General features: G+C 70.4%; 18 protein-coding genes. 10 read left to right on the plus strand and 8 right to left on the minus strand.

Going from position 1 to position 21,425, the window contains the following annotated elements; genetic code table 11:
* Positions 1-125: 125 nt before the first annotated feature.
* Complete coding sequence (locus AC07EQ_RS40850) at positions 126-1,526, minus strand: GntT/GntP/DsdX family permease (protein ID WP_478393160.1); 1,401 nt, start codon at positions 1,524-1,526, stop codon at positions 126-128.
* 158 nt (positions 1,527-1,684) lie between these two features.
* On the opposite strand from AC07EQ_RS40850, the gene AC07EQ_RS40855 reads away from it, so the two are divergent.
* Positions 1,685-2,380: a FadR/GntR family transcriptional regulator gene (locus AC07EQ_RS40855; protein WP_358576485.1), complete on the plus strand. Its 696-nt coding sequence runs from the start codon at positions 1,685-1,687 to the stop codon at positions 2,378-2,380.
* Positions 2,381-2,389: 9 nt separating this feature from the next.
* Here the strand turns inward: AC07EQ_RS40855 and AC07EQ_RS40860 are convergent, their stop codons facing one another.
* The 3 genes from AC07EQ_RS40860 to AC07EQ_RS40870 form a co-directional block, all read right to left on the minus strand.
* Entirely contained in the window at positions 2,390-3,070 is a 681-nt protein-coding gene (locus tag AC07EQ_RS40860; protein ID WP_478393161.1) for a transglycosylase SLT domain-containing protein, read from the minus strand.
* A gap of 188 nt (positions 3,071-3,258) precedes the next feature.
* Positions 3,259-5,613 (minus strand): LuxR C-terminal-related transcriptional regulator, encoded by a 2,355-nt coding sequence (locus AC07EQ_RS40865; RefSeq protein WP_478393162.1) that lies wholly within the window; start codon positions 5,611-5,613, stop codon positions 3,259-3,261.
* Between the two features lie 52 nt (positions 5,614-5,665).
* The gene (locus AC07EQ_RS40870; protein ID WP_478393163.1) at positions 5,666-6,250 is read right to left on the minus strand and encodes a TetR/AcrR family transcriptional regulator; all 585 of its coding nucleotides are present in this window, start codon (positions 6,248-6,250) and stop codon (positions 5,666-5,668) included.
* Between the two features lie 116 nt (positions 6,251-6,366).
* Between AC07EQ_RS40870 and AC07EQ_RS40875 the strand changes: the two genes are divergently transcribed.
* The gene (locus tag AC07EQ_RS40875; RefSeq protein WP_478393164.1) at positions 6,367-7,470 is read left to right on the plus strand and encodes a Gfo/Idh/MocA family protein; all 1,104 of its coding nucleotides are present in this window, start codon (positions 6,367-6,369) and stop codon (positions 7,468-7,470) included.
* A gap of 320 nt (positions 7,471-7,790) precedes the next feature.
* Positions 7,791-8,510: a DUF2461 domain-containing protein gene (locus tag AC07EQ_RS40880; protein ID WP_478393165.1), complete on the plus strand. Its 720-nt coding sequence runs from the start codon at positions 7,791-7,793 to the stop codon at positions 8,508-8,510.
* Here AC07EQ_RS40880 and AC07EQ_RS40885 read toward each other — a convergent pair.
* The gene (locus AC07EQ_RS40885) at positions 8,488-8,859 is read right to left on the minus strand and encodes a VanZ family protein (RefSeq protein WP_478393166.1); all 372 of its coding nucleotides are present in this window, start codon (positions 8,857-8,859) and stop codon (positions 8,488-8,490) included. The two genes, AC07EQ_RS40880 and AC07EQ_RS40885, sit on opposite strands and share 23 nt — an antisense overlap.
* A gap of 74 nt (positions 8,860-8,933) precedes the next feature.
* Between AC07EQ_RS40885 and pyk the strand changes: the two genes are divergently transcribed.
* The gene (gene pyk / locus AC07EQ_RS40890; RefSeq protein ID WP_478393167.1) at positions 8,934-10,355 is read left to right on the plus strand and encodes a pyruvate kinase; all 1,422 of its coding nucleotides are present in this window, start codon (positions 8,934-8,936) and stop codon (positions 10,353-10,355) included.
* A gap of 72 nt (positions 10,356-10,427) precedes the next feature.
* Positions 10,428-11,366, plus strand: a complete 939-nt coding sequence (tesB, locus tag AC07EQ_RS40895; RefSeq protein WP_478393168.1) for an acyl-CoA thioesterase II — start codon at positions 10,428-10,430, stop codon at positions 11,364-11,366.
* A 30-nt stretch (positions 11,367-11,396) separates the two neighbouring features.
* Here tesB and AC07EQ_RS40900 read toward each other — a convergent pair whose 3' ends face one another.
* Positions 11,397-11,909: an Lrp/AsnC family transcriptional regulator gene (locus AC07EQ_RS40900; protein WP_358576472.1), complete on the minus strand. Its 513-nt coding sequence runs from the start codon at positions 11,907-11,909 to the stop codon at positions 11,397-11,399.
* 92 nt (positions 11,910-12,001) lie between these two features.
* Here AC07EQ_RS40900 and AC07EQ_RS40905 point away from each other — a divergent pair, with 92 nt between their 5' ends.
* From AC07EQ_RS40905 to AC07EQ_RS40920, 4 genes are all read left to right on the plus strand, one after another.
* On the plus strand, positions 12,002-12,610 hold the full coding sequence (locus tag AC07EQ_RS40905; RefSeq protein WP_478393169.1) for a LysE family translocator: 609 nt from the start codon (positions 12,002-12,004) through the stop codon (positions 12,608-12,610).
* Positions 12,611-12,729: 119 nt separating this feature from the next.
* Complete coding sequence (gene dacB, locus AC07EQ_RS40910; RefSeq protein ID WP_478393170.1) at positions 12,730-14,310, plus strand: D-alanyl-D-alanine carboxypeptidase/D-alanyl-D-alanine endopeptidase; 1,581 nt, start codon at positions 12,730-12,732, stop codon at positions 14,308-14,310.
* Between the two features lie 123 nt (positions 14,311-14,433).
* Positions 14,434-15,108, plus strand: a complete 675-nt coding sequence (locus AC07EQ_RS40915) for a DedA family protein (RefSeq protein ID WP_478393171.1) — start codon at positions 14,434-14,436, stop codon at positions 15,106-15,108.
* 472 nt (positions 15,109-15,580) lie between these two features.
* The gene (locus AC07EQ_RS40920) at positions 15,581-17,032 is read left to right on the plus strand and encodes an HNH endonuclease signature motif containing protein (RefSeq protein WP_478393172.1); all 1,452 of its coding nucleotides are present in this window, start codon (positions 15,581-15,583) and stop codon (positions 17,030-17,032) included.
* Positions 17,033-17,055: 23 nt separating this feature from the next.
* Here the strand turns inward: AC07EQ_RS40920 and AC07EQ_RS40925 are convergent, their stop codons facing one another.
* Both AC07EQ_RS40925 and AC07EQ_RS40930 read right to left on the minus strand, forming a co-directional pair.
* Positions 17,056-18,222, minus strand: a complete 1,167-nt coding sequence (locus tag AC07EQ_RS40925) for an NAD(P)/FAD-dependent oxidoreductase (protein WP_478393173.1) — start codon at positions 18,220-18,222, stop codon at positions 17,056-17,058.
* Complete coding sequence (locus AC07EQ_RS40930; RefSeq protein ID WP_478393174.1) at positions 18,219-18,533, minus strand: bifunctional 3-phenylpropionate/cinnamic acid dioxygenase ferredoxin subunit; 315 nt, start codon at positions 18,531-18,533, stop codon at positions 18,219-18,221. Before AC07EQ_RS40930 ends, AC07EQ_RS40925 begins: the two co-directional genes overlap by 4 nt.
* A gap of 282 nt (positions 18,534-18,815) precedes the next feature.
* Here AC07EQ_RS40930 and AC07EQ_RS40935 point away from each other — a divergent pair, with 282 nt between their 5' ends.
* Entirely contained in the window at positions 18,816-21,254 is a 2,439-nt protein-coding gene (locus tag AC07EQ_RS40935) for a GcvT family protein (protein ID WP_478393175.1), read from the plus strand.
* The last annotated feature ends 171 nt before the right edge of the window (positions 21,255-21,425 follow it).

The raw sequence follows: 21,425 nt of genomic DNA on the forward strand, positions 1-21,425 counted from the left end.
CCCTCAAAACCCCCCCTCTCGCTTTGTTCTGTTCCCCCCCCCCCCCCCCTCCTCCCCCCCCCCCCCCCCCCCCCTTCCCCCCCCCCCCCCCTCCCCCCCCCCCCCCCCCCCCCCCCCCCCCGGGATCACAGCACCGCGGACAGGCCGAGGATCACGGCGAAGGACGTCACCGACAGCAGCGTCTCCATCGCCGACCAGGTCTTCAGGGTCTGCCCGACGGTCATCCCGAAGTACTCCTTGACCAGCCAGAACCCGGCGTCGTTGACGTGCGACAGGAACAGCGACCCGGAGCCGATGGCCAGCGCGACCAGCGCGCCCTGCGCGGGCGGGAGCCCCATCACCAGCGGCGCGACCATGCCCGCCGCCGAGATGGTGGCCACCGTCGCCGAGCCGGTCGCCACCCGGATGCCGACGGCGATCAGCCAGCCCAGCACCAGCGGCGAGAGGTGCGCCCCGCTGGCGAAGTCGGTGATCATGTTGTTCACGCCGGAGTCGACCAGGGTCTGCTTGAAGCCGCCGCCGGCGCCGACGATCAGGATGATCCCGGCGATCGCGGGCAGCGAGCCGCCGATCACGTCGGACAGCCGGTTGCGGTCGAACCGGGCGCCGGTGCCGAGCACCACGATCGCGATCAGCACGGTCAGCATCATCGCCACGATCGGCGTGCCGATGGTGTCCAGCACCTGGTAGGCGATGGTGTCCTCGGGCAGCAGCAGGTCGGCGACGGACTTGCCGAGCATCAGCACGACGGGCAGCAGCAGCATCGACACCGACGCGAGGAACCCGGGCCGCTTCTCGGGCGAGGCGTCGAGCCGGGACTTGCCCAGCAGGTGCGTCGCCGGGGGCAGCTCGACGCGCTTCGAAATGTAGGAGCCGAACAGCGGACCGGCGACGATGGCGGTCGGGATCGCGACTACGACGCCCAGCGCGAGCGTCAGCCCCATGTCCACGTGCAGCGCGTCGACGGCGGCCAGCGGGCCGGGGTGCGGCGGCACCAGGCCGTGCAGGATCGACAGCCCGGCCAGCGCGGGGATGCCGATGCGCAGCATCGGCTGGTTCGACCGGCTGGCGACCATGACCACGACCGGGACCAGCAGCACGACGCCGACCTCGAAGAACATCGGCAGGCCCAGCAGCGCGGCGATGAACACCATCGCCCACGGCAGCGTCCGCCGGGTGGTGCGGCGCAGCACCGTCTCGACGACCTGCTCAGCGCCGCCGGTGTCGGTGAGCAGCTTGCCCAGCATCGCGCCGAGCGCGACGAGCAGGCCGACGTCGCCGACGGTCTTGCCGAGTCCCTTGGTGAAGGTCTCCACCAGGTCGTCGAAGGGCATCCCGGCGACGACGCCGAGGGTGGCGGCGCCCAGGGCCAGCGATAGGAACGGATGCAGCTTGGCCCAGCTGATCAGCACGACGATCACCGCGATGCCCGCGATGGCGGCGGCCAGCAGTCGGGTGTCTTGGGTGGTCCACGCGCCGGACGCCTGGGCTAGGACGGCGAGGGCGCCGGAAGGGCTGGTTGGCATGGAAGGGCTCCTCGTTGAGCAGCTGGTGCCGGCACAGCCTAAGCAATAAGTATGACTTTATTGCCATATGGACCGATTAAGTATGTCTGTTAGGCGGATCACCCGGCCCGGAGCGCCTATGTTTGATGGCGATTTCAAGGGCGAAAGGGGCGTGCCGGATGGCCGGAGGGCTGCACGACAAGGTGCTGGACGAGCTCGGTCACGAGATCGCGGCGGGCGTCCACCGGCCGGGCGGCGTGCTGCGCATCGACGAGATGGAGCAGCGCTTCGGCATCTCACGCAGCGTTGCCCGCGAGGTGGTCCGCAGCCTCGCGTCGATCCGGTTGGTCATCGGCCGCAAGCGAGTCGGCATCGTGGTCCGGCCGCGCGCGGACTGGAACGCCTTCGACCCGCTGCTCATCCGGTGGCTGCTGGCAGCCGATCGCACGGCGCAGCTGAAGACGCTGGCGGAACTGCGCACCGCGGTGGAGCCGATGGCCGCGGCGGCCGCCGCGCAGCGCTGCGACGACGAGGACGCCGCACGCCTGGTCGGCCTCGCCGAGCGGATGGTCGCCACGGCGCGCGCCGGCGACCTGGAGACGTTCATGGACGCCGACGTCGCGTTCCACCGGCTGGTGCTGACCGCGTCGGGCAACGAGATGTTCGCCCAGCTGCACGAGGTCGTCGAGGAACTGCTGCGGTGGCGCGCAGGTCACGGGCTGATGCCCGAACACCCGCGCCCGGTCGCCGTGCGGCTGCACTGCGAAATCGCCGAGTGCATCCGCGGCGGTGACCGGGCGCGGGCCGAGTGGGCCATGCGCGAACTGGTCGCCGAAGCCCTGGAAGGAACCCTGTTGGGGCTGACCGACGCCTAGTAGCGGTTATTAGTAGCCGGAGTAGTTGCCGCCGGAGCGGAGGCCTGCGACGCCGGGGACGTCGGCCACCGAGCCGTAGGTCGTCATCGCGTAGCGGGTGGCCGCGATGATGTTGTCGACCGGGTTGTAGATGTCGCCGTGGCCGGGCAGCGCGTAGGACTCGAAGGTCGGCTCGATGGTCTGCATCAGACCGATCGACGGGGTGCCGGCCGCCGCGTTGGAGTCCCAGTCGTTGGTGGCGCTCGGGTCGCCGTTGGACTCGTGCATGATGATCGTGCGGATCGCGTCCGCGTCGATCTGGTCGCGCGGGATGCCGTGCTGGTCCAGGACGCCGATCGCCTCGTCGATCCAGGCGCCGATCTGGTCCTTGGGCTTCTCCGCCACCTGCTCGGCGGGCTGTTCCTGCTTGGCCGGCTCGGGCGCGGCCTCGGGGGCGGGCTGCGCGGCGGGGGCCGGTGGGACGGCGGCCGGGGCGGGGAGCTGCTCGGCCAGCGGGGCGAAGTGCGCGGCGGCTTCGACCGCGGGGGCTTCGGTCTTGGCGCCGGCGGTGCCGGCGAAGACGCCGATCACGCCGAACGCGGCGACGGCGGCACCGACCTGCAGCGACCGCATCTTCGGGGGGACGCGGTGCTGCCGGTCCGCGGCGTTGCCGAGGAACGCTGCGCGGATCCAGTTCGCCGTCTGCGGCACCGCCCTCTCCCAGCGGTGCCACCCGGCCTGTCGGGGACTTCGATCGGGGGTGTTCGGTTCGTCGGGGGTCACGAGAACCGAGAATCCGGTACGGAGCGTGTTCGCACACCGAGGTTTGTACGTGCACGAATACCTAGATTCGCCCAGTTGGGCGACGTTTCGAGTGGTTTCGACTACCTAAAGTGAGATTATCTGGGGGCGATGTCGCTCGCGTCACTCGCCTTCTGCGCGGCCACCCAACCGCCGATCTGCGCGCGGGACGAGAAGTCGAGCTTGGTCAGGATGTTCTGCACGTGGCCCTCGACGGTGCGCTGCGCGATCACCAGGCTCTCGGCGATCTCCTTGTTGGTGTTGCCCTGCGCGACCAGCTCCGCGATCTGCTGCTCCCGCCGGGTCAGCGGCATCGGGTGCACGTTGTCCTCGGCGCGCGGCCGCGCGTGCCGCTTGACCTCCAGCGCGAAGTCGACGGTGTGCGCCAGCGACAGCTGGTGGCCGCGGTCGAACGCCTCCTGGAAGGCCGACTCGCCGAGCGCGGTCCGGGCCTGCGCCTCGTGCTCGTCGTGGTCGGTGGCGAACCGCGCCCAGAAGCCGGGCGCCGCACGCAGCGCGTCCCACACCGCCGAAGCCGCGCCGAAGAGCCGGGCGGCGCGGTCGTGCCTGCCCTGCTGCTGCGCGATCCAGGCGAGCGCGTCGATGCTGAAGGCGATGCCCAGCCGGTTGTCCAGCTTGCGCTGCAGCCGCAGTGCCTCCTTCGCCGCGGTCTCCGCCCGCTCCAGGTCGCCCCGCCGCGCTTCCACCTGCGCCGACGCCCACAGCAGGTACGAGTGCCAGTACAGCTCGCCGAGGCCGCTCGACAACCGGATGCCTTCGGCCAGCACGCCCAGCCCCGCCTCGGGATCCTCGCCCAGGCCCTTGACCAGGCCGAGGCCGAACAGGGCGAACAGCTCGCCGACGGAGATCTCGTGCTTGCGGAACTGGCCCAGCGCGTCCTCCAGCAGGACGGCGGCCCGCGGCGAGTCGTCCTGGGCGAACGCCGCCATCCCGCGCACCAGCGCCAGATGTGCCTTCTCGGTCTCCTCGCCGCGCTGCGTGGCCAGCACCGTCGCCTGCTCCAGAGTCGGCTGCACGGTCTCCACGTCGCCGTGGAGCAGCGCGAACCAGGCGCTGACCCGCAGCGCGCGCACCCGCTCGGGCGTCTCGCGGGGCGTGGTGGCCAGCACCTGGTCGAGCCAGTGCCGGGCTTCGCCGTTGAGGCCGCGGATGCCCCAGTATTGCCACAGGTCGGTGCACATCCGCAGCGCCGCCCCGGCGGTCCCGGGGCTCGCCGCGGCCGTGCGCAGTGCCATGCGCAGGTTGCCGTGGTCGCTGCGCAGCCGGTTGACCCAGGCGACCTGGTCCGGGCCGATCCATCCCGCGGCGAAGCGCCCGGCCAGGTCGGCGTACCAGGAGCAGTGCCGCTGCTGCATGGTCTCCAGCTCGCCGAACTCCGCGAGCTTGTCCTGGCCGTACTCGCGCAGGGTGTGCGGCAGCCGGAAGCGGACCTCGCCGCCTTCCTCCTCGCGCATCAGCACGGACTTGTCGACCAGCGAGTGGATCGCGCTCAGCACGTCGGCGTCGGACAGCCCGTTGCCGACCACGTGCTCGGCGGCGGCGAGGTCGAAGGAGCCGGAGAACACCGACACCCGCGCCCACGTCAGCCGGTCCTGGTCGGAGGCGAGCTCGTAGCTCCAGTCGATCAGCGCGCGCAGCGTCTGCTGCCGGGCCGGTGCGCCGCGGCGGCCCTCGGTGAGCAGGTCGTAGCGCTCGGCCAGGCGCTCTTCGAGCTGCTGCAGCGACAGCGACCGCAGCCGGACGGCCGCCAGCTCGATCGCCAGCGGGTTGCCGTCGAGGTGGTGGCAGAGCCGCATCAGCGCCGTGGCGTTGTCGGCGGTGACCTCGAACTCGGGGACCGCTGCCCTGGCCCGGTCGACGAACAGCCGGACCGAGGCGAACTGCTCGTAGGCCTCCGGCGGCGGTGGGTGCTCGATGTCGGGGACCTGCAGCAGCGGTACGACCAGGGTCGCCTCGCCGGCGACGCCGAGGGACTGCCTGCTGGTGGCCAGCACCCGAACCCCGGGGCACCAGCGCACCACCGCGTCGACCAGCAGCGCGACGTCTTCGATCACGTGCTCGCAGTTGTCCAGCACGAGCAGCATCTCGCGGGACTTGAGCTGCTCGATGACGGTGTCGATGTCCTCCCCGCCGGTGGGGCCGCCGATGCCGAGCTGTTCGATGACCGCGTCGACCACCAGCGAGCCGTCCCGGACGCCCTCGAGCTCGACGCACCAGGACTTGTCCCGGAACGTGCGGCGCATGTTGCCCGCGACCCGCATCGCCAGCCGGGTCTTGCCGACGCCGCCGGGGCCGGTGAGGGTGACCACCCGGGACTCGGCGAGCAGGCGCTTGGTGAGGGTGATCTCACGACGCCGGCCGACGAAGCTCGTGACGTCGGCCGGCAGGTTGCCCGCTGGCTCCCGCGCACGGGCTCGAGCAGTGGAGACCACGTCCCGAGCTTAACCCGCTGCGCGACCCCTGACCTGGGATCTTGCTCCTGAGCTAGGCCGTGGCCCGGAGTCCGGCGAGCACGATGCGCAGGTTCCGCCGCCACTGGTCGTCGGCGGCGGGCAGCCCGATGGTGCGGTTCCCGGTCATCACCGAGGTGAGGGCGAACGGCACGTCCTGCCACGGCACGTCCCCGCGCACCACACCGGCCCGCTGGCAGCGCTCGACGAGCAGCCGGATCTGTTCGCGCAGGTCGGCCAGCGGTTGGTCGAGCGTCAGCGCGCAGTCCGTGCCCAGCGCCTCGTTGATCCCGCAGCTCATCGCGCGCAGCTGCACGAACTCGGCGGCGAAGCTGCAGAACCCGTGCCACGGGTCCGGGTCCTGCAACGCCTGGCGGGCCAGGCCGACGATCTCGTAGATGGTGTCCTCGACCACCGCCTGCAGCAGGGCCTCGCGGGAGGGCACCCGGCGGTAGAAGGTGCCGATCCCGACGCCGGCGCGGCGGGCGATCTCGTGCGCGGTCACGCCGACGCCGACCTCGGCGACCGCCTCGCGAGCGGCCACCACGAGCCGCCGCACGTTGCGCTGCGCGTCCGCCCGCGGCGCATCCTCGCTCAGAAGTCGTTCCACCGCGCTCACCGGACCACCCTAGCAACCGGACTTGGCGAGTCCGGTTAGGCTCCGGATTGAAACGGACTTGTCTAGTCCGGTTCGTCGGAACGAAACGGACCCCTGAGGTCCGGTTGGAGGGTGTCGTGGGCAGGATCAAGGTCGGGATCATCGGGGCCAACCCGGACCAGGGCTGGGCGGGGCGGGCGCACGTCCCGGCGCTGCGCGCGCTCGACCAGTACGAGTTGACCGCCGTCGCGACCAGCCGGGAGGAGAGTGCCCGGCGCGCGGCTGCGGCGTTCGGCGCGGAGCACGCCTTCGCCGACGCGCGTTCGCTGGCCGAGCACCCGGACGTCGATCTGGTCGTCGTCACGGTCCGCGTGCCCAAGCACCTGGAACTCGTCCAGGCGGCGCTGGACGCGGGCAAGCACGTCTACTGCGAGTGGCCGCTGGCGCGCACCACCGAGGAGGCCGAGATTCTGGTGGCAGGCACCCGGGCCGCCGGCGTGCACAACGTGATCGGCCTGCAGGCGCTGTACTCGCCGGCGATCCGGCACGCCCGGGAACTGCTCGCGAAGGGCGCGCTGGGGCGGATCACCTCTGCCGCGGTGCACAGCGCTCGCGGCAAGGGGGCGACGGGCAAGGTGCCGGCCTGGGCCGCCTACACGCTGCGGTCGGCCAATGCCGCCGGGCTGCTGGAAGTCCACGGTGGACACGTCCTGTCCGTGCTGGACCACCTGCTCGGCGACATCGCCGGCCTGTCCGCCGACCTGTCCTTGCAGCTCCCGGACCAGGTGGTGGCCGAGACCGGCGAGCCGGTGGCGGTCGACAGCCCGGACCACCTGGTGCTGCACGCCGGGCTGGCCTCCGGTGCGACGCTGTCGGCGAACATCCACGACGGCGAGGCCGCGGACCCGCGGGTGCTGCTGGAAATCGTTGGCACCGAAGGAAGTCTGGCCATCGCCTCGACCGGTGCGGAAGATCCGCGCGGCACCCAGATCCAGATGAGCGACCTCGAACTCCGCCGGTCCGCCGAGCCGGGCCGGCCGTGGGAGGCGGTCCAGCTGCCGCCGGTCCGGCCGGTCGCGCAGGAGGTCCGCAACGTGGCGGCGGTGTACGCGGACATCGCCGAGGGGCTGCGCACCGGCGAGCAGGTCGCGCCGGACTTCGCCCGCGGCCTCCGCCTGCACCGAGTACTCGACGCGATCCGGGCCTCGGCGGCCACCGGCACCCGCCAGGCGCTCGGCTGAGCCGGCTCACGGCCCCGGTGAGTGGCCACAGTGGACTTCCGTGATCCGGGCGAGTGGCGGGCGGTCTTTCGCTCGAAGGGGTGGCATATTCCAAGTTGGGTTGGTATATGCCATCCGGCATGTTTACCGTTGGGGCACGCGAGTGACGTTCGCGTCTTTTGAATACCGGTCATCGGGGTCGCAGCCGGTGACCGGTGCATGGCTGCGACGCCTGACCGGCAACCCCCAGGTTCGGTCAGGCGCCGCAGTTCTTTCTCCACCCCCCGGTGCGCGGACGGCGGGCGATCGCGGATCATCGTCGGGGCGAAGGGGGAGGAGCAGTGGGCGGCGACATCGCAGGGCCGAGGTTCGAGGGCTTCGGCAGGGGAGTGGTCGAGTTCTACGAGGGGCTCGAGCGAGTCCAGGCCGGCCTGGACTCGGAGCAGGAAGTGCACGACGCCAAGGCCTATTGGAACGACAACCTCGCGTTCTACCGGGAGCAGGTCCGCGCGCCGATGGAGGCGCTGCTCGCCGAGCTGGAGCCCGAGTTCGGGCCGGGATTCGGGCAGGGCAAGGTCTTCCGGCCGCACCGGGACGTCCGGTTCAGCGCCGACAAATCGCCCTACAAGACGCACTGCGGCGCCGTGATCGAGCTGGGGCGCGGCGGCGGCGCCTACTACGTCGAGGTCAGCGCGGACGGGATGCTCGTCGCCGGGGGCTGCTACCACGCCGAGTCCGACCAGCTGGCCCGGTTCCGCGCCGCGGTCGACACCGACATCCACGGCGAGCGGCTGCGGTCGCTGCTGGCCGCGCTCGTCGAACAGGGCTGGGAGATCGCGGGCGAGACGCTCAAGAGCCGGCCGCGCGGGTTCTCCGCCGGGCATCCCCGGCTGGACCTGCTGCGGCATCGCACGCTCTACGCGTCCCGCGACTGGGAGGCCGACGACGTCCTGCACGAGCGTGCCTGCGTCGACCGGGTCCGGCAGTCCTGGCGTGCGGTGCGCGAGCTCAACCAGTGGTGCGCCGACCACATCGGAGTCACCGAGAAGAAGCGTCGCTGACCCGTCGCACCCGCCGCGCCGCCGTGATGAGCGCCCAGCCCGCCGCCGCGCCCGCCACGTCGACCAGGCCGTCGGCGACCTCGCAGCTGCGCCCGATCGGCAGCAGGCCCTGCATGATCTCCGAGGCGATCGCGTAGCCGACCAGCGCCGGCAGCAGCCGCGACGTCGGGGACCCGGCGATCCGGCCGGTCGCGGCCAGCACCGCGAACAGCGCGAAGTGCACGACCTTGTCGGTACCCGGCGGCGCGGTCGGCACCCCGGACGCCGGCATGAACAGGATGAGCAGGCTGGCCAGCACCGCGACCCCGAACGGAATCCGGGTGAGCCGGGTTCTGTAATGATCCAGCAACGATCTCCCCGATCGACGTCGACAGGCATGGCTGCGTGCTGCGCGCGTCGGTCAACAGACTACGCTGGCATAACGTGAGTCGACGAGCCAAGATCGTTTGTACCATGGGCCCAGCCACCGCCACACCGGAGAAGATGGCTGAGCTCGTCAGCAGCGGAATGGACGTCGCCCGGCTGAACTTCAGCCACGGCAGCCACGCCGATCACCAGCAGGTCTACGAGATGGTCCGAGCCGCGGCCAAGGAGTCCGGTCGCGCCGTCGGCATCCTGGGCGACCTGCAGGGACCGAAGATCCGACTCGGCAAGTTCGCTGCCGGGCCGGTGGAGTGGCGGACCGGCGACATCGTGCGCATCACGGTCGACGACGTCCAGGGCACCCACGACAGGGTGTCCACCACGTACAAGGGCCTCGCCAACGACGCCAAGGTCGGCGACCGACTCCTGGTCGACGACGGCAAGGTGGGGCTGACCGTCACCGGCGTCGAGGACACCGACGTCGTCTGCGAGGTGACGGAAGGTGGTCCGGTTTCGGACAACAAGGGAATTTCCCTGCCGGGCATGGATGTTTCGGTGCCCGCGCTGTCCGAGAAGGACATTCAGGACCTGGAGTTCGCGCTCGAACTGGGCGTGGACTTCATCGCCCTGTCCTTCGTCCGCAGCCCGGCCGACATCGACCTGGTCCACCAGGTGATGGACCGGGTCGGCCGCCGCGTCCCGGTGATCGCGAAGCTGGAGAAGCCGGAAGCGGTGGACAACCTGGAGGCCATCGTGCTGGCCTTCGACGGCGTCATGGTCGCCCGCGGTGACCTCGGCGTCGAGTTGCCGCTGGAACACGTGCCGCTGGTCCAGAAGAAGGCGATCCGGATCGCGCGGGAGAACGCGAAGCCGGTCATCGTCGCGACCCAGATGCTCGATTCCATGATCAACAACTCGCGTCCGACGCGCGCGGAGACCTCCGACGTCGCCAACGCGGTGCTCGACGGCACCGACGCGGTGATGCTCTCCGGCGAGACCAGCGTCGGCCGCTACCCGATCGAGACCGTGCAGACGATGGCGCGCATCGTCGAAGCGGTCGAGGCGGGATCGACGGCACCGCCGCCGCTGAGCCACGTCCCGCGCACCAAGCGAGGCGTCATCTCGTACGCGGCGCGCGACATCGGCGAACGCCTCAACGCCAAGGCGCTGGTGGCCTTCACGCAGTCCGGCGACACCGTGCGCCGGCTCGCGCGGCTGCACACCAGGCTGCCGCTGCTGGCGTTCACCCCCGAGGAATCAGTGCGGAGTCAGCTCGCTCTCACTTGGGGGACGGAGACGTTCTTGGTGCCTAAGGTGGACACCACGGACCAGATGGTGCGGCAGGTGGACCAGGCGATGCTGTCGATCGGCCGATCGCAGCGCGGCGACATGGTCGTCGTCGTCGCGGGCTCGCCGCCCGGCACGGTCGGTTCCACCAACCTCATCCGCGTGCACCGGTTGGGCGAGGAAGACCACGTCTGATCCGCATTCTCGGACGGGAGCCACCCGGCGCTCCCGTCCGGAGATCCGGCGTACAACCCCGAGGAGCGCGCAGTGACCGAAGCTGCCCGAGCCGCCGCGGCCGATCCGGCCGGAACCCACCTGCAGGGCGAGGTTCCGCTCGACGTCAACGGCATGCCGCACGGTCAACCGGTGCTGGACAGCCTGGTCGCGCTGCTCGACCTCGAACGCATCGAGGAGAACATCTTCCGCGGCGTCAGCCCGGCCTCGTCGCCGGTCCGCGTGTTCGGCGGTCAGGTCGCCGGCCAGGCGCTGGTCGCCGCAGGCCGCACGGTGCCGCCGGAGCGGCGGGTGCACTCGCTGCACGCCTACTTCATCCGGCCCGGTGACCCGAGCATCCCGATCGTCTACGAGGTGGATCGCACCCGGGACGGCCGGTCGTTCACCACGCGCCGAGTGGTCGCCGTGCAGCGCGGCAAGGCGATCTTCTCGCTGTCCGCGTCCTTCCAGGTCGACGAGGGCGGCATCGACCACGCCGAGCCCATGCCCGACGTCCCGGACCCGGAGACGCTGCCGACCTACGGCGAGCAGATCGGCTCGATGATCGAGAAGCTCGGGCGCGCCCAGCCGCGGCCGATCGACGTGCGCTACGTGACCGAGCCGCCGTGGGTGAGCCGCGAGAACGGCCCGCGCGAGGCCCGCAGCCAGGTGTGGATGCGCGCCGACGGCGTGCTGCCCGACGACGACCTGCTGCACGTGTGCATCGCGGCCTTCGCGTCCGACATGACGCTGCTCGACGCGGTGCTGGCCCGGCACGGCGTGTACTGGGGCCTGGACAAGGTCAACGGCGCCAGCCTGGACCACGCGATGTGGTTCCACCGGCGCTTCCGCGCCGACGAGTGGCTGCTCTACGACTGCGCTTCGCCCAGCGCCTCCGGCGCTCGCGGCCTGGCCACCGGCCGGTTCTTCTCCCGCGACGGTCAGCTGGTCGCGACCGTCGTGCAAGAGGGCCTGCTCCGCGTCGGCGACTGATTTCCGCAGTTTCAGTTGAAACTGCGGAAATCACCCATCGCCGGACCGGCGGCGGCGCTTCGGGCGCAGCTGCCGCGGCGGCGTCAGCGCTCGCGTGTGCAGCTGCTCCAGCACGATCGAGCTGGTGAAGTGCCGGACCTCGGTCCGGGACGCGAGCTTGTCCACCAGGAACTCCTGCAGGTGCTTGGTGTCCGCGACCGCCACGTGCAGCAGGAAGTCCGCCTGACCGCTGACGTGCAGCAGCGAGCGGGTCTCCGGCTGCCCCATCACGAACTCCCGGAACTGGTCTACGACCTGCCGGGTGTGCGGGCGGACGTTGATCGCCACCACCGCCTCCAGCGCCAGCCCCGTCGCCGCCGGGTTGACGTCGATGTGCGACCCGGTGATCACGCCCTGTTCCCGCAGTCGCCGAACCCGTTGCAGGCAGCTGGAAGCCGCCAGCCCGACCCGCTCGGCGAGCGCCCGGTTCGGCAAGGTCGCGTCGTTCTGCAACTCCTCCAGGATCCGCCAGTCAACCGAATCCAGTTCTACAGATTCCTGCACAACCGAACATGCTACGTCGCAGCTGGCGAAACGGCGAACGAACAGCGGAAGATATGCGCAATCCACCGCTGATTCGATTCGAAGGAGCAGTCGTGCACATCGCCTGGGGGTCGTTCCTGCTGGCGCTGCTGGTGATCGTCCTGGTACCGGGGCCGGACTTCGTGCTGGTGACGCGCAATGCCGCCAACGGCGCGCGCTGGGGCTGGCTCGCGGCGGCGGGCGTCACCTGCGGGCTGCTGCTGCACGCGACGGCGGCGACCCTGGGGCTGTCCGCGCTGGTGATGACCGTGCCCGCGGCGCTGCTGGTGGTGAAGGTGATCGGCGTCGCCTACCTGGGCTGGATGGGTCTGCAGATCCTCCGCAAGTCCGGAGCCGTGGCCGGGGCCCCGGAGGTGGACGTGCCCAGCTCCGGCCGCGCCGTCTTCCTGCGCGGGCTGCTGACCGACGTGCTCAACCCGAAGGTCATGCTGACCTTCCTGACGCTGCTGCCGCAGGCCATGGATCCGGCGGCGGAGCCGGTGAAGCAGGCCGCGCTGCTCAGCGGCGTCGCGGTCGGCGCGTTCGCGACCTGGTGGCTCGTCGTGGTGCCCTCGGTGCGGTGGCTGTCCGCCTTCCTGGCCGACCCGCGCCGGCGGACTGTCTTCGAGCGGTGCTGCGGCGGTGCGCTGCTGGCCATGGCGACCGCGATCGCCGTCGGCTGACCACCTGTCCGGCGAGCTCGTTCTGCTTCCACGTCGGCATTGAGCGATTGGCGTTGACCGCCTGTGATGATCGTGCTTACGCTGCATGATCTGTTTCGGGCGAGCCGAGGGAGCTGCTCATGCGTCGACGGTGGGGACTGGCGTTCGGGCTCGCTGCGGCGCTGGGCGCGTCGGTCGCCTTCGTAGCACCGTCCGGAGCGGCGCCCAGCGGGCCGGACGCGCTGCGCGTCGACCTCGACGACATCCTCGCCGACGAGCGGCTGAACGGGTCGCACGCCGGGGTCGTGGTGCGCGACCCGGCCACCGACGAGGTGCTCTACAGCAGGCAGGCGACCGACCGCGCGACCCCGGCGTCGAACGCGAAGCTGCTCACCTCGGCCGCGGCGCTGGAGGCGCTGGGCCCGGACTACCGGTTCCGCACCGACGTCGTGACCGCCGGGCGGCAGCACGGGCCGGTGCTGCTCGGCGACCTCTACCTGCGCGGCACAGGCGACCCGACGCTGCTCGCCGCCGACTACGAACGGCTCGCGGAACAGGTTGCGGCGTCCGGGGTTCGGGCCGTGCACGGGCGGTTGCTGGCCGATGACACCTGGTTCGACGACGTGCCGCTGGGCACCGGCTGGGCGTGGGACGACGAGCCGTACTACTACGCCGCACCGGTTTCCGCGCTGACCGTGGCGCCGGACACCGACTTCGACGCCGGGACCGCGTTCGTGCGGGTCAGCCCGACGGTCGAGGGGAGCCGGGCCGAGGTGCGGCTGGAACCGGCCACCGGCGTCGTGCAGATCGACAACCGGACCACCACTTCGGCCGCGGACGGCGAACCCGACGTGACCGTGCAGCGCGACCACGGCGGTTCCCGGGTGGTGGTGACCGGGAGCGTGCCGGCCGGTTCGCAGCCGTTCGAAGACCTCACCTCGGTGCCGGATGCGTCCGCGTACGCCGCCGACGTCTTCGCCCGCGCGCTGGCCGCGCACGGCGTGACGATCAAGGGGACGGGGGAGGGGGCCGCGCCGGCCGACGCGCGGGCGCTCGCCTCGCGGCAGTCGATGCCGCTGCGGGAACTCCTGGTCCCGTTCCTGAAGCTCAGCAACAACGGGCACGCGGAAGTCCTGGTCAAAGCGATGGGGCGGGAAGCCCGCGGCGAGGGCACCTGGTCGGCCGGGCTGGAAGTGCTGACCGAGAAGCTGAGCGGTCTCGGCGTCAACCCGGACGTGCTGCGCGTGGTGGACGGCTCCGGTCTGTCCACGATGGACCAGGTGACGCCGGAACAGCTGGCCCTGCTGCTGGACAACGCGCGCGAGCGGCCCTGGTTCCGGTCCTGGTACGACGCGCTGCCGGTCGCCGGGGTAGCGGACCGCATGGTCGGCGGCACGCTCCGCAACCGGATGGGCGGCACCGCGGCGCAGAACAACGTCCACGCCAAGACCGGATCGCTGACCGGGGTCACGTCGCTGTCCGGCTACGTCACCGCCGCCAACGGCCGCGAACTGGTCTTCTCGGTGGTGTTCAACGACTTCCTCACCGGCTCCCCGCGCGACCTGGAGGACGCGATCGCGATCCGGCTGGCCGAGTACGACGGCGCCGACGACCGGCCGAGCGGCCGGGTGCACGTGCCGAAGTCGCGCACGCACGTCGACGACCCGGGCACGCCGGTCGACGAAAGTGCCCTGGAATGCTCGTGGGTGAAGGCGTGCTGACCCGGAAGGGCTGGTGTGACTCCGGTCTCAGGGAAGGCTAAGGGGCATTCCGGAGACTGGGGCGCAGTTACGCCGGTAGCGTGAACGGGGTCAAGCCAGCACGCATGCCGAGGAGCTCGTCCCGTGACCTTCATCAGCGACATTCTGGCAGTCGTCGGAGGCTTGCCGAAGCCGCTATTGGTACTGGTGACCGGCGCATTGGTGCTCGGCGAATGCACCCTCGGCCTGGGTTTCCTGGTGCCAGGGGAGAGTGGCCTGCTGATCGCCTCGGCGGCGGTGACCGACGTCGGGTTCTTCATCCTGCTGGCCTCCGTCGTTGCGGTGTGCGCGGCGGTCGGCGACAACATCGGCTTCTGGCTCGGGCGCCGCTACCGGCTGAAGATGCGCGAGACGAAGGTGGTGCGCAAGCTCGGCCAGAAGCACTGGGACCGGGCGGGGGAGCTGCTGTGCAAGTGGGGCGTGGGCGCCGTGCTGGTGGCGAGGTTCCTGCCGGTGGTGCGGACCCTGATGCCGGCCGCGGCCGGGGCGAGCGGGATGTCGTACACGCGGTTCTTCGTGTCATCGTTGATCGGGGCGATCACCTGGTCCGCGACGCATGTGAGCATCGGGTGGGCTGCTGGGGCTTCGGCGAAGTACATCGAGGAGATGTTGGGACGGGCCAGTTGGGTGCTGGTCGTTGTCGTGGTGCTTGTCGCGGTGGGGGTTTGGTTCGCCAAGCGGCGGCGGTCGCAGCGGGCCGTCGCGGCTTCGGAGGCTGAGGTGGACGGCGAGCTGGAGGACGTTGAGTCTGCGGCTTGATTTTGGGTTTTGGTTGGGCAGGCTCTCGGGTTGGTTCCCGGGGGCCTGTTCTTTTTTGGGTTTGTCGGTTGGGGTTGGGGCTTTTAGGGGTTTGGTGTGTTTTGGGGCCATCCCCGCGATGGGTGGATTGTTGGTGCTGCGTGCCGGAGGTCAAGCCCGGCCTGGCGGCCGCCCCTTCGGGGTTTCAGGCTTGACATCCGGCCCGCAGCCCCTGGGCGGCTTTGTATCGCGGGGATGGCCCGGGGTGGGCTGGCTCGTTGGCGGCTTGCGTTGCGGGGTGGCCGTTTTCGGGTTGGCCGGGGCTGGTGGGGGTTTGGTTTCGGGTTGATCCGTCGCAGGGGTTGGGTTGCGTGGGGATGGCGCGATTTCGTGGGAACTCGGCCCTGGTCGCCGGGCATGGTGTGCGCGGCCGGTGGCGGTGTGGGTTTGGTGGTGGATGCGGGTCGCCTTCGGCGTGTCGTGACCGTTTCCCTTGGCGCGAATCAGTTTTCGCGACCCGTTGCTGGGTGTTTCACCTGATCAAGCGACCATAAAAACAGTGCGAACACAAGTTCGAATACGGGAGAATGGAGACATGACACCGCTACTGAACACCCAGGACACGACAGTTGAGGCCATGCCTCCACAGTCGGCGGTGTCATGCACTGATGCTGAGCTCGCGGCCCGTATCCAAGAACTGGAAACCGAGATGCGGGTACTGCTGTGGGAGCAACTGCAATACATCGCTGAAGCCGACCACCGGGGTATTCACGCCGACACCACCGCCCGATCGCTGCAAGTCTGGCTGCAGGGGCTGCTCAACATCGACCCTCGTGACGCGAAAACCCGCGTCACAGTCGCCCGCAACGTCGAAGACCGGCAAACCTTCCACGGCGAGACGATGCCCCCGGACATGCCCGACACCGCCGCCGCCTTGTCTGAGGGCGCGATCGGGCTGGACCACGCGCGTGTCATCGTCAACGGAATCCGGCGCCTACCCGACTACGCCCGCTGCCACCAAATCGCCGAAGTCGAATCAACGCTCGCCGGGTACGCGCGGACGATGCCGCCGAGGGAACTGGAGAAACTCGCCGAACGCATCCGCTACCTCCTCGACCAAGACGGCGCCTACCGCGACGAAGAAACCCAGCACAACGCACGCGAACTGCACTACACGACCACCCGGGACGGCATGACCATCATCAAAGCGAAACTGGACCGCGAGACCGGGGCGAAGTTCACCGCGTTGATCGAGCCCCTCGCCGCACCCCACCCCGAGGTTGATGGAGAGAAAGATCCCCGGACTGTGGGGCAGCGGAACGCCGACGGCTTCGCCGCACTACTGGACCTGGCGCTGGACCACGACGGAATGCCCCGCACCGGCGGACAACGGCCGCAGATGACCATTGCCATCGACTTCGAGGACTTGAAGCGGAATCTCGGGTTCGGCGGCGAGGACTGTATGCCCGGCACCCTGAACACCGAACGCGCCATCACCGCCCACAACGCACGCCGCATCGCCTGCGACGCCGAAATCCTGCCCATCATCCTCGACGGCGACAGCCTCCCGCTGGACGTCGGCAGAGCTAAACGAACCGCACCCACCCACATCCGCACCGCACTACTCCGCCGCGACGGCGTGTGCGCGTTCCCTGGGTGTGACCGGCCGCCGGGGACACCGGAAGCACACCACATTCAGCACTGGGTCGACGGCGGACGAACAGACCTGGACAACATGGTCATGCTTTGCGGTCACCACCACCGCACGCTCCACAGCCAGCGGTGGGACATCGCCATGCGCGATGGGCGGCCGGAGTTCATCCCACCGCCCACAGTGGATCCCAGGCGAACACCCAGACCAGGTGGCAGCGCACTGCCCTCGCAGCACCGCGAGTACCTCCGGGACCTCATCCCCGCACCACGGGGCCCGGCGGGCGAATCATGACGCCCGGATGTGGCGGCGTGAGGTCAGCCGACCGGTGTTGTGGGTCTTGCCGTCAGTTGTCTGCGGTGTTTGGTGAACAGCTTCGGGTTGTTCATCGCTAGGAATGCCGTGGTTTCGTTCGCTCGGTGGAACCGGGCTACGAAGCGGCGGTCGTCCGGTGCTCCGTCGACTACTTCCACTTCGTCCTTCGGGCTCGCGTGGCCCGCGAACTGGATTCGGACTCCGTACTGCTCCGACCAGAAGTACGGCACCGTCGTGAAGTTCCGCGCCGTGCGTCCCGCGAGGAGGTTGTGGATCGCCGTTGCCGGTTGTTCCAGCGCCGTCGTCCAGTGCTCGAACCGTTGCGCTCCGTCCGGCGTGCCGTAGCTGGCCACGTCGCCGACCGCCACCACGTTCCGCAGGTTCGTGACTCCGCCTGCGTCACACTGCACGCCGTTCGACACCGTCACGCCCGAGCCGTGCAGCCAGTCGGTGTTCGGGCGGGCTCCGATGCCGATCACCACCACATCGGCCGGGACGATGGTGCCATCCGTCAGCTCGACCGCCGTGACCCTGCGCTCCCCGTGCAGTCGCTCGACTCCTGCTCCGCAGAGCAGTCGCACATCGTGGTCCGCGTGCAGGGCCGCGCACACCGCGCCCAGTTCCGAGCCCACCACGTGCGCGAGCGGGACTTCGAGCGCTTCCACCACCGTCACTCCGAGACCGAGCATTCGGCAGGTCGATGCCACTTCGGCGCCCACGAATCCGGCGCCGACGATCACCGCTCGCGCTCCCGGACGCAGGTCGTCGCGCAGGGCCATCGCGTCATCGAGGGTGCGCAGCGTGTGTACTCCTGGTGGCGTTGCGGGCAGCGTCCTCGGGGTTGCGCCGGTTGCGATCACCACCCCGTCCGCCCGGCAGTGGGTGCCGTCGTCCAGCTCGATCGCGCCGTCCGCCGTCGACAGGGCGACTGCGCGGCGGCCCAGGCGCCAGGTCGCGTCCACTTCGGCGAGGTCCGGTTCGTCCGCCAGCGCGAGGTCGCTCGCTTCTTGCTTCCCGGCGAGGAAGTCCTTCGACAGCGGCGGTCGGTCGTACGGCCGGTGCGGTTCGTCTCCGATCAGCTCTATCCGGCCCTCGAAACCCTGCGCGCGCAGTTCCTGCGCCGCTCGCCAGCCGGCCAGGGACGCGCCGACGATCGCGACCGTCCTCATGCGACCTCCTGCGCTTCGGTCTCGACGTAGATCGTTCCGTTCGCGACCTGCACCGGGTACGTCCGCACCGGGCGCTTCGCCGGCAGGCCGCACGGCAGGCCCGTGCGCAGGTCGAACGCAGCCGCGTGCAGCGGGCACTCGACCCGGCAGTCCTCCACCCAGCCCTCCGCCAGCGAGGCGTCCTGGTGGGTGCAGGTGTCGTCGATGGCGTAGAGGTCGCCTTCCACGTTGAACACCGCGATCGGGACGTGCGCCTCGATGCGGACGGACTCGCCGGGCGGCAGATCGGACACTCGGCAGGCTTCGAACATCTTGGACCTCCGTTGCGCTATCCAGAACACGGAGTGCGATGCGCAACAATGTGCGGGTTCGGTCCCGGGCTCGTCAAGGGGTTCGGTCGGCACATCGTGCGCGGCCTCCATTCGTGTTACACGGCCGAAAAACCCGTCGCGCGCTCTTGACGGCCCCCGCCGCTACCGGCGACGGTGTTGCTCTCACCGAAACTTGGCGCGCATAGCGCAACAAAATCCCTGCTGCTTCTTGAGCCGGTGACCCCGTGCTGCCGGCATCGACGCACCCACCCAGGAGGCCTCATGGGCAACCAACCCCGCGTGGTCGTCATCGGAGCCGGAATCGTCGGCTGCTCGCTGGCCGACGAGCTCACCGAACGCGGCTGGACCGACGTCACCGTCCTCGAACAGGGCCCGCTGTTCGCCACCGGCGGCTCCACTTCGCACGCCCCCGGCCTGGTGTTCCAGGCCAACCCGTGCCGGACCATGACCCGGTTCGCGGCCTACACCGCCGCCAAGTACCGCGGACTCGACCTCGACGGCGAGTGGTGCTTCCGCCAGCTCGGCGGGCTCGAGGTGGCCGGTTCCGCGGCGCGCTGGGACGAGATCGAGCGGCGGCACGGCTGGCTCACCTCGTGGGGCGTCGAGAGCCACCTGGTCGGCCCCGACGAGTGCGTCGAGCTGCACCCGCTGGTCGATCCGGCGCGGATCCTCGGCGGGCTGCACATTCCCACCGACGGGCTGGCCAAGCCGGTGCGCGCCGCCGAAGCGCAGGCGCGGCGTGCGATGGCTCGGGGCGCGCGGTTCCTGCCCGGGCAGCGCGTCGTTTCCGTCGAGCGCGGCGGCGGGCGGGTGACCGCCGTCGTCACCGAACAGGACCGGTTCCCCGCCGACGTCGTCATCTCCTGCGTCGGCATGTGGGGGCCTCGCATCGGTGCGCTGGTGGACCTCGCCGTCCCGCTCGTGCCGATGGCGCACCAGTACGCCAAGACCGGGCCGGTCGCCGCCATCGCCGGGCGCAACGACGAGCGGGCCGAGGCCGGGCTGCCGATCCTGCGGCACCAGGACGCCGACCTCTACTTCCGGGAGCACGTCGACCGCATCGGCATCGGCTACTACGGGCACCGCCCCCTGCCGATCGACGCCGCCGACATCCGCGTCCCCGGCCAGACCGCCGAGATGCCGTCGATCGAGCCGTTCACCGCCGCCGACTTCCGGCCCGGTTGGGAGGAGGCCGTTTCGCTGCTGCCCGCGCTGGCCGGCACCGAGGTCGCCGAAGGGATCAACGGCCTGTTCTCCTTCACCCCGGACGGGATGCCGCTGCTCGGCGAGCATCCCGACCTGCGCGGGTTCTGGCTGGCCGAGGCCGTGTGGATCACGCACTCCGCCGGGGTCGCCCGGGCGATGGCGCAGTGGCTCGTCGACGGGCAGCCCGCGGAGTCCCTGCACTCGTGCGATCTCAACCGGTTCGAACCCGCGCAGCGCAGCCCCGAATACGTGCACGCGCGCAGCTGTCGCAGCTTCGTCGAGGTCTACGACATCCTGCACCCGCTCGAACCCGGGCACGAGCCGCGGCCGATGCGGACGAGCCCGTTCTACGAGCGGCAGCAGGAGCTCGGCGCCGAGTTCCTCGAAGCCGCCGGGTGGGAACGCCCGCACTGGTACGCGGCCAACGCCGGGCTGCCGGAGGTCGAGGAGGTGCCCGGTCGCGGGGACTGGGCCTCGCGGTTCTGGTCGCCGATCGCCGGGGCCGAGGCCCTGGTCACCCGCAAGCGCGTCGCCCTGTTCGACATGACGCCGCTCAAGCGGCTGGAGGTGACCGGGCCCGGGGCGCTGGAATTCCTGCAGTGGCTGACCACCAACCAGCTCGCGAAGAAACCCGGTTCGGTCACCTACACCCTGTCGCTGGACGCCGCCGGCGGGGTGCGCAGCGACCTCACCGTGGCCCGGCTGTCCGAGCAGCGCTTCCAGGTCGGCGCCAACGGGAATCTCGACCTGGCCTGGATGCGGCGGCAGCTGCCCGACGACGGCCGGGTGCAGGTCCGGGACATCACCGGCGGGACCTGCTGCATCGGCGTGTGGGGTCCGCTCGCGCGCGCCCTCGTGCAGCCACTGACCAGCACCGACTTCTCGCACGAGGGCTTCGGCTTCTTCAAGAACAAGCGCGCGTTCGTCGGCGGCGTCCCGGTGACCGCCATGCGCCTGTCCTACGTGGGCGAGCTCGGCTGGGAGCTGTACACCGACGCCGACCAGGGGCGCAGGCTCTGGGACGTGCTGTGGGACGCCGGGCAGCAGCACGGGATCATCGCCGCCGGTCGCAGCGCCTTCAACAGCCTGCGGCTGGAGAAGGGCTACCGGTCGTGGGGCGCGGACATGACCACCGAGCACGATCCGTTCGAGGCCGGTGTCGGGTTCGCCGTCCGGATGGACAAGGACTTCCTCGGCCGCGACGCGCTGCGGCGGCGCGAGGCCCGCCGCCGGCTGAGCCCGCTGCTGATCAAGGACCGGGAGACCGTGGTCATGGGGGCCGAGCCCGTCCATGCCGACGGCGCTCCGGTCGGCTACGTCACCAGCGCGGCTTACGGCTACAGCATCGGCGAGAGCATCGCGTACGCCTGGCTGCCCAGCCCGCTCGCCGTGCCCGGCAACGCCGTGGAGATCGAGTACTTCGGCGAGAAGGTGCCCGCGGTGGTCGCCGAGGAGCCGCTGTTCGACCCCGAGATGAAGCGTCTGCGCAGCTGAAAGACATCCCAGGAGCTGAAATGTCAAGCCGCGATGTTCTCGGCGTGATGCGACCAGGCGGTGGTCTCGTCGTAGCGGGTGCCGGTCTTGAGGCAGCCGTGGAGGATGCCGACGAGTCGGTTGGCGAGTTGGCGCAGGGCGGCGTTGTGCCCGGCGCCGCGGGCTTTCTGC

It is taken from the genome of Saccharopolyspora sp. NPDC045839 (genome assembly GCF_056431645.1).

Coding starts and splice junctions, on each gene's coding strand:
- AC07EQ_RS40850 (WP_478393160.1), bottom strand. CDS start 1,526: ATGCCAACCAGCCCTTCCGGCGCCCTCGCCGTCCTAGCCCAGGCGTCC.
- AC07EQ_RS40855 (WP_358576485.1), top strand. CDS start 1,685: ATGGCCGGAGGGCTGCACGACAAGGTGCTGGACGAGCTCGGTCACGAG.
- dacB (WP_478393170.1), top strand. CDS start 12,730: ATGCGTCGACGGTGGGGACTGGCGTTCGGGCTCGCTGCGGCGCTGGGC.
- AC07EQ_RS40925 (WP_478393173.1), bottom strand. CDS start 18,222: ATGAGGACGGTCGCGATCGTCGGCGCGTCCCTGGCCGGCTGGCGAGCG.
- AC07EQ_RS40930 (WP_478393174.1), bottom strand. CDS start 18,533: ATGTTCGAAGCCTGCCGAGTGTCCGATCTGCCGCCCGGCGAGTCCGTC.
- AC07EQ_RS40935 (WP_478393175.1), top strand. CDS start 18,816: ATGGGCAACCAACCCCGCGTGGTCGTCATCGGAGCCGGAATCGTCGGC.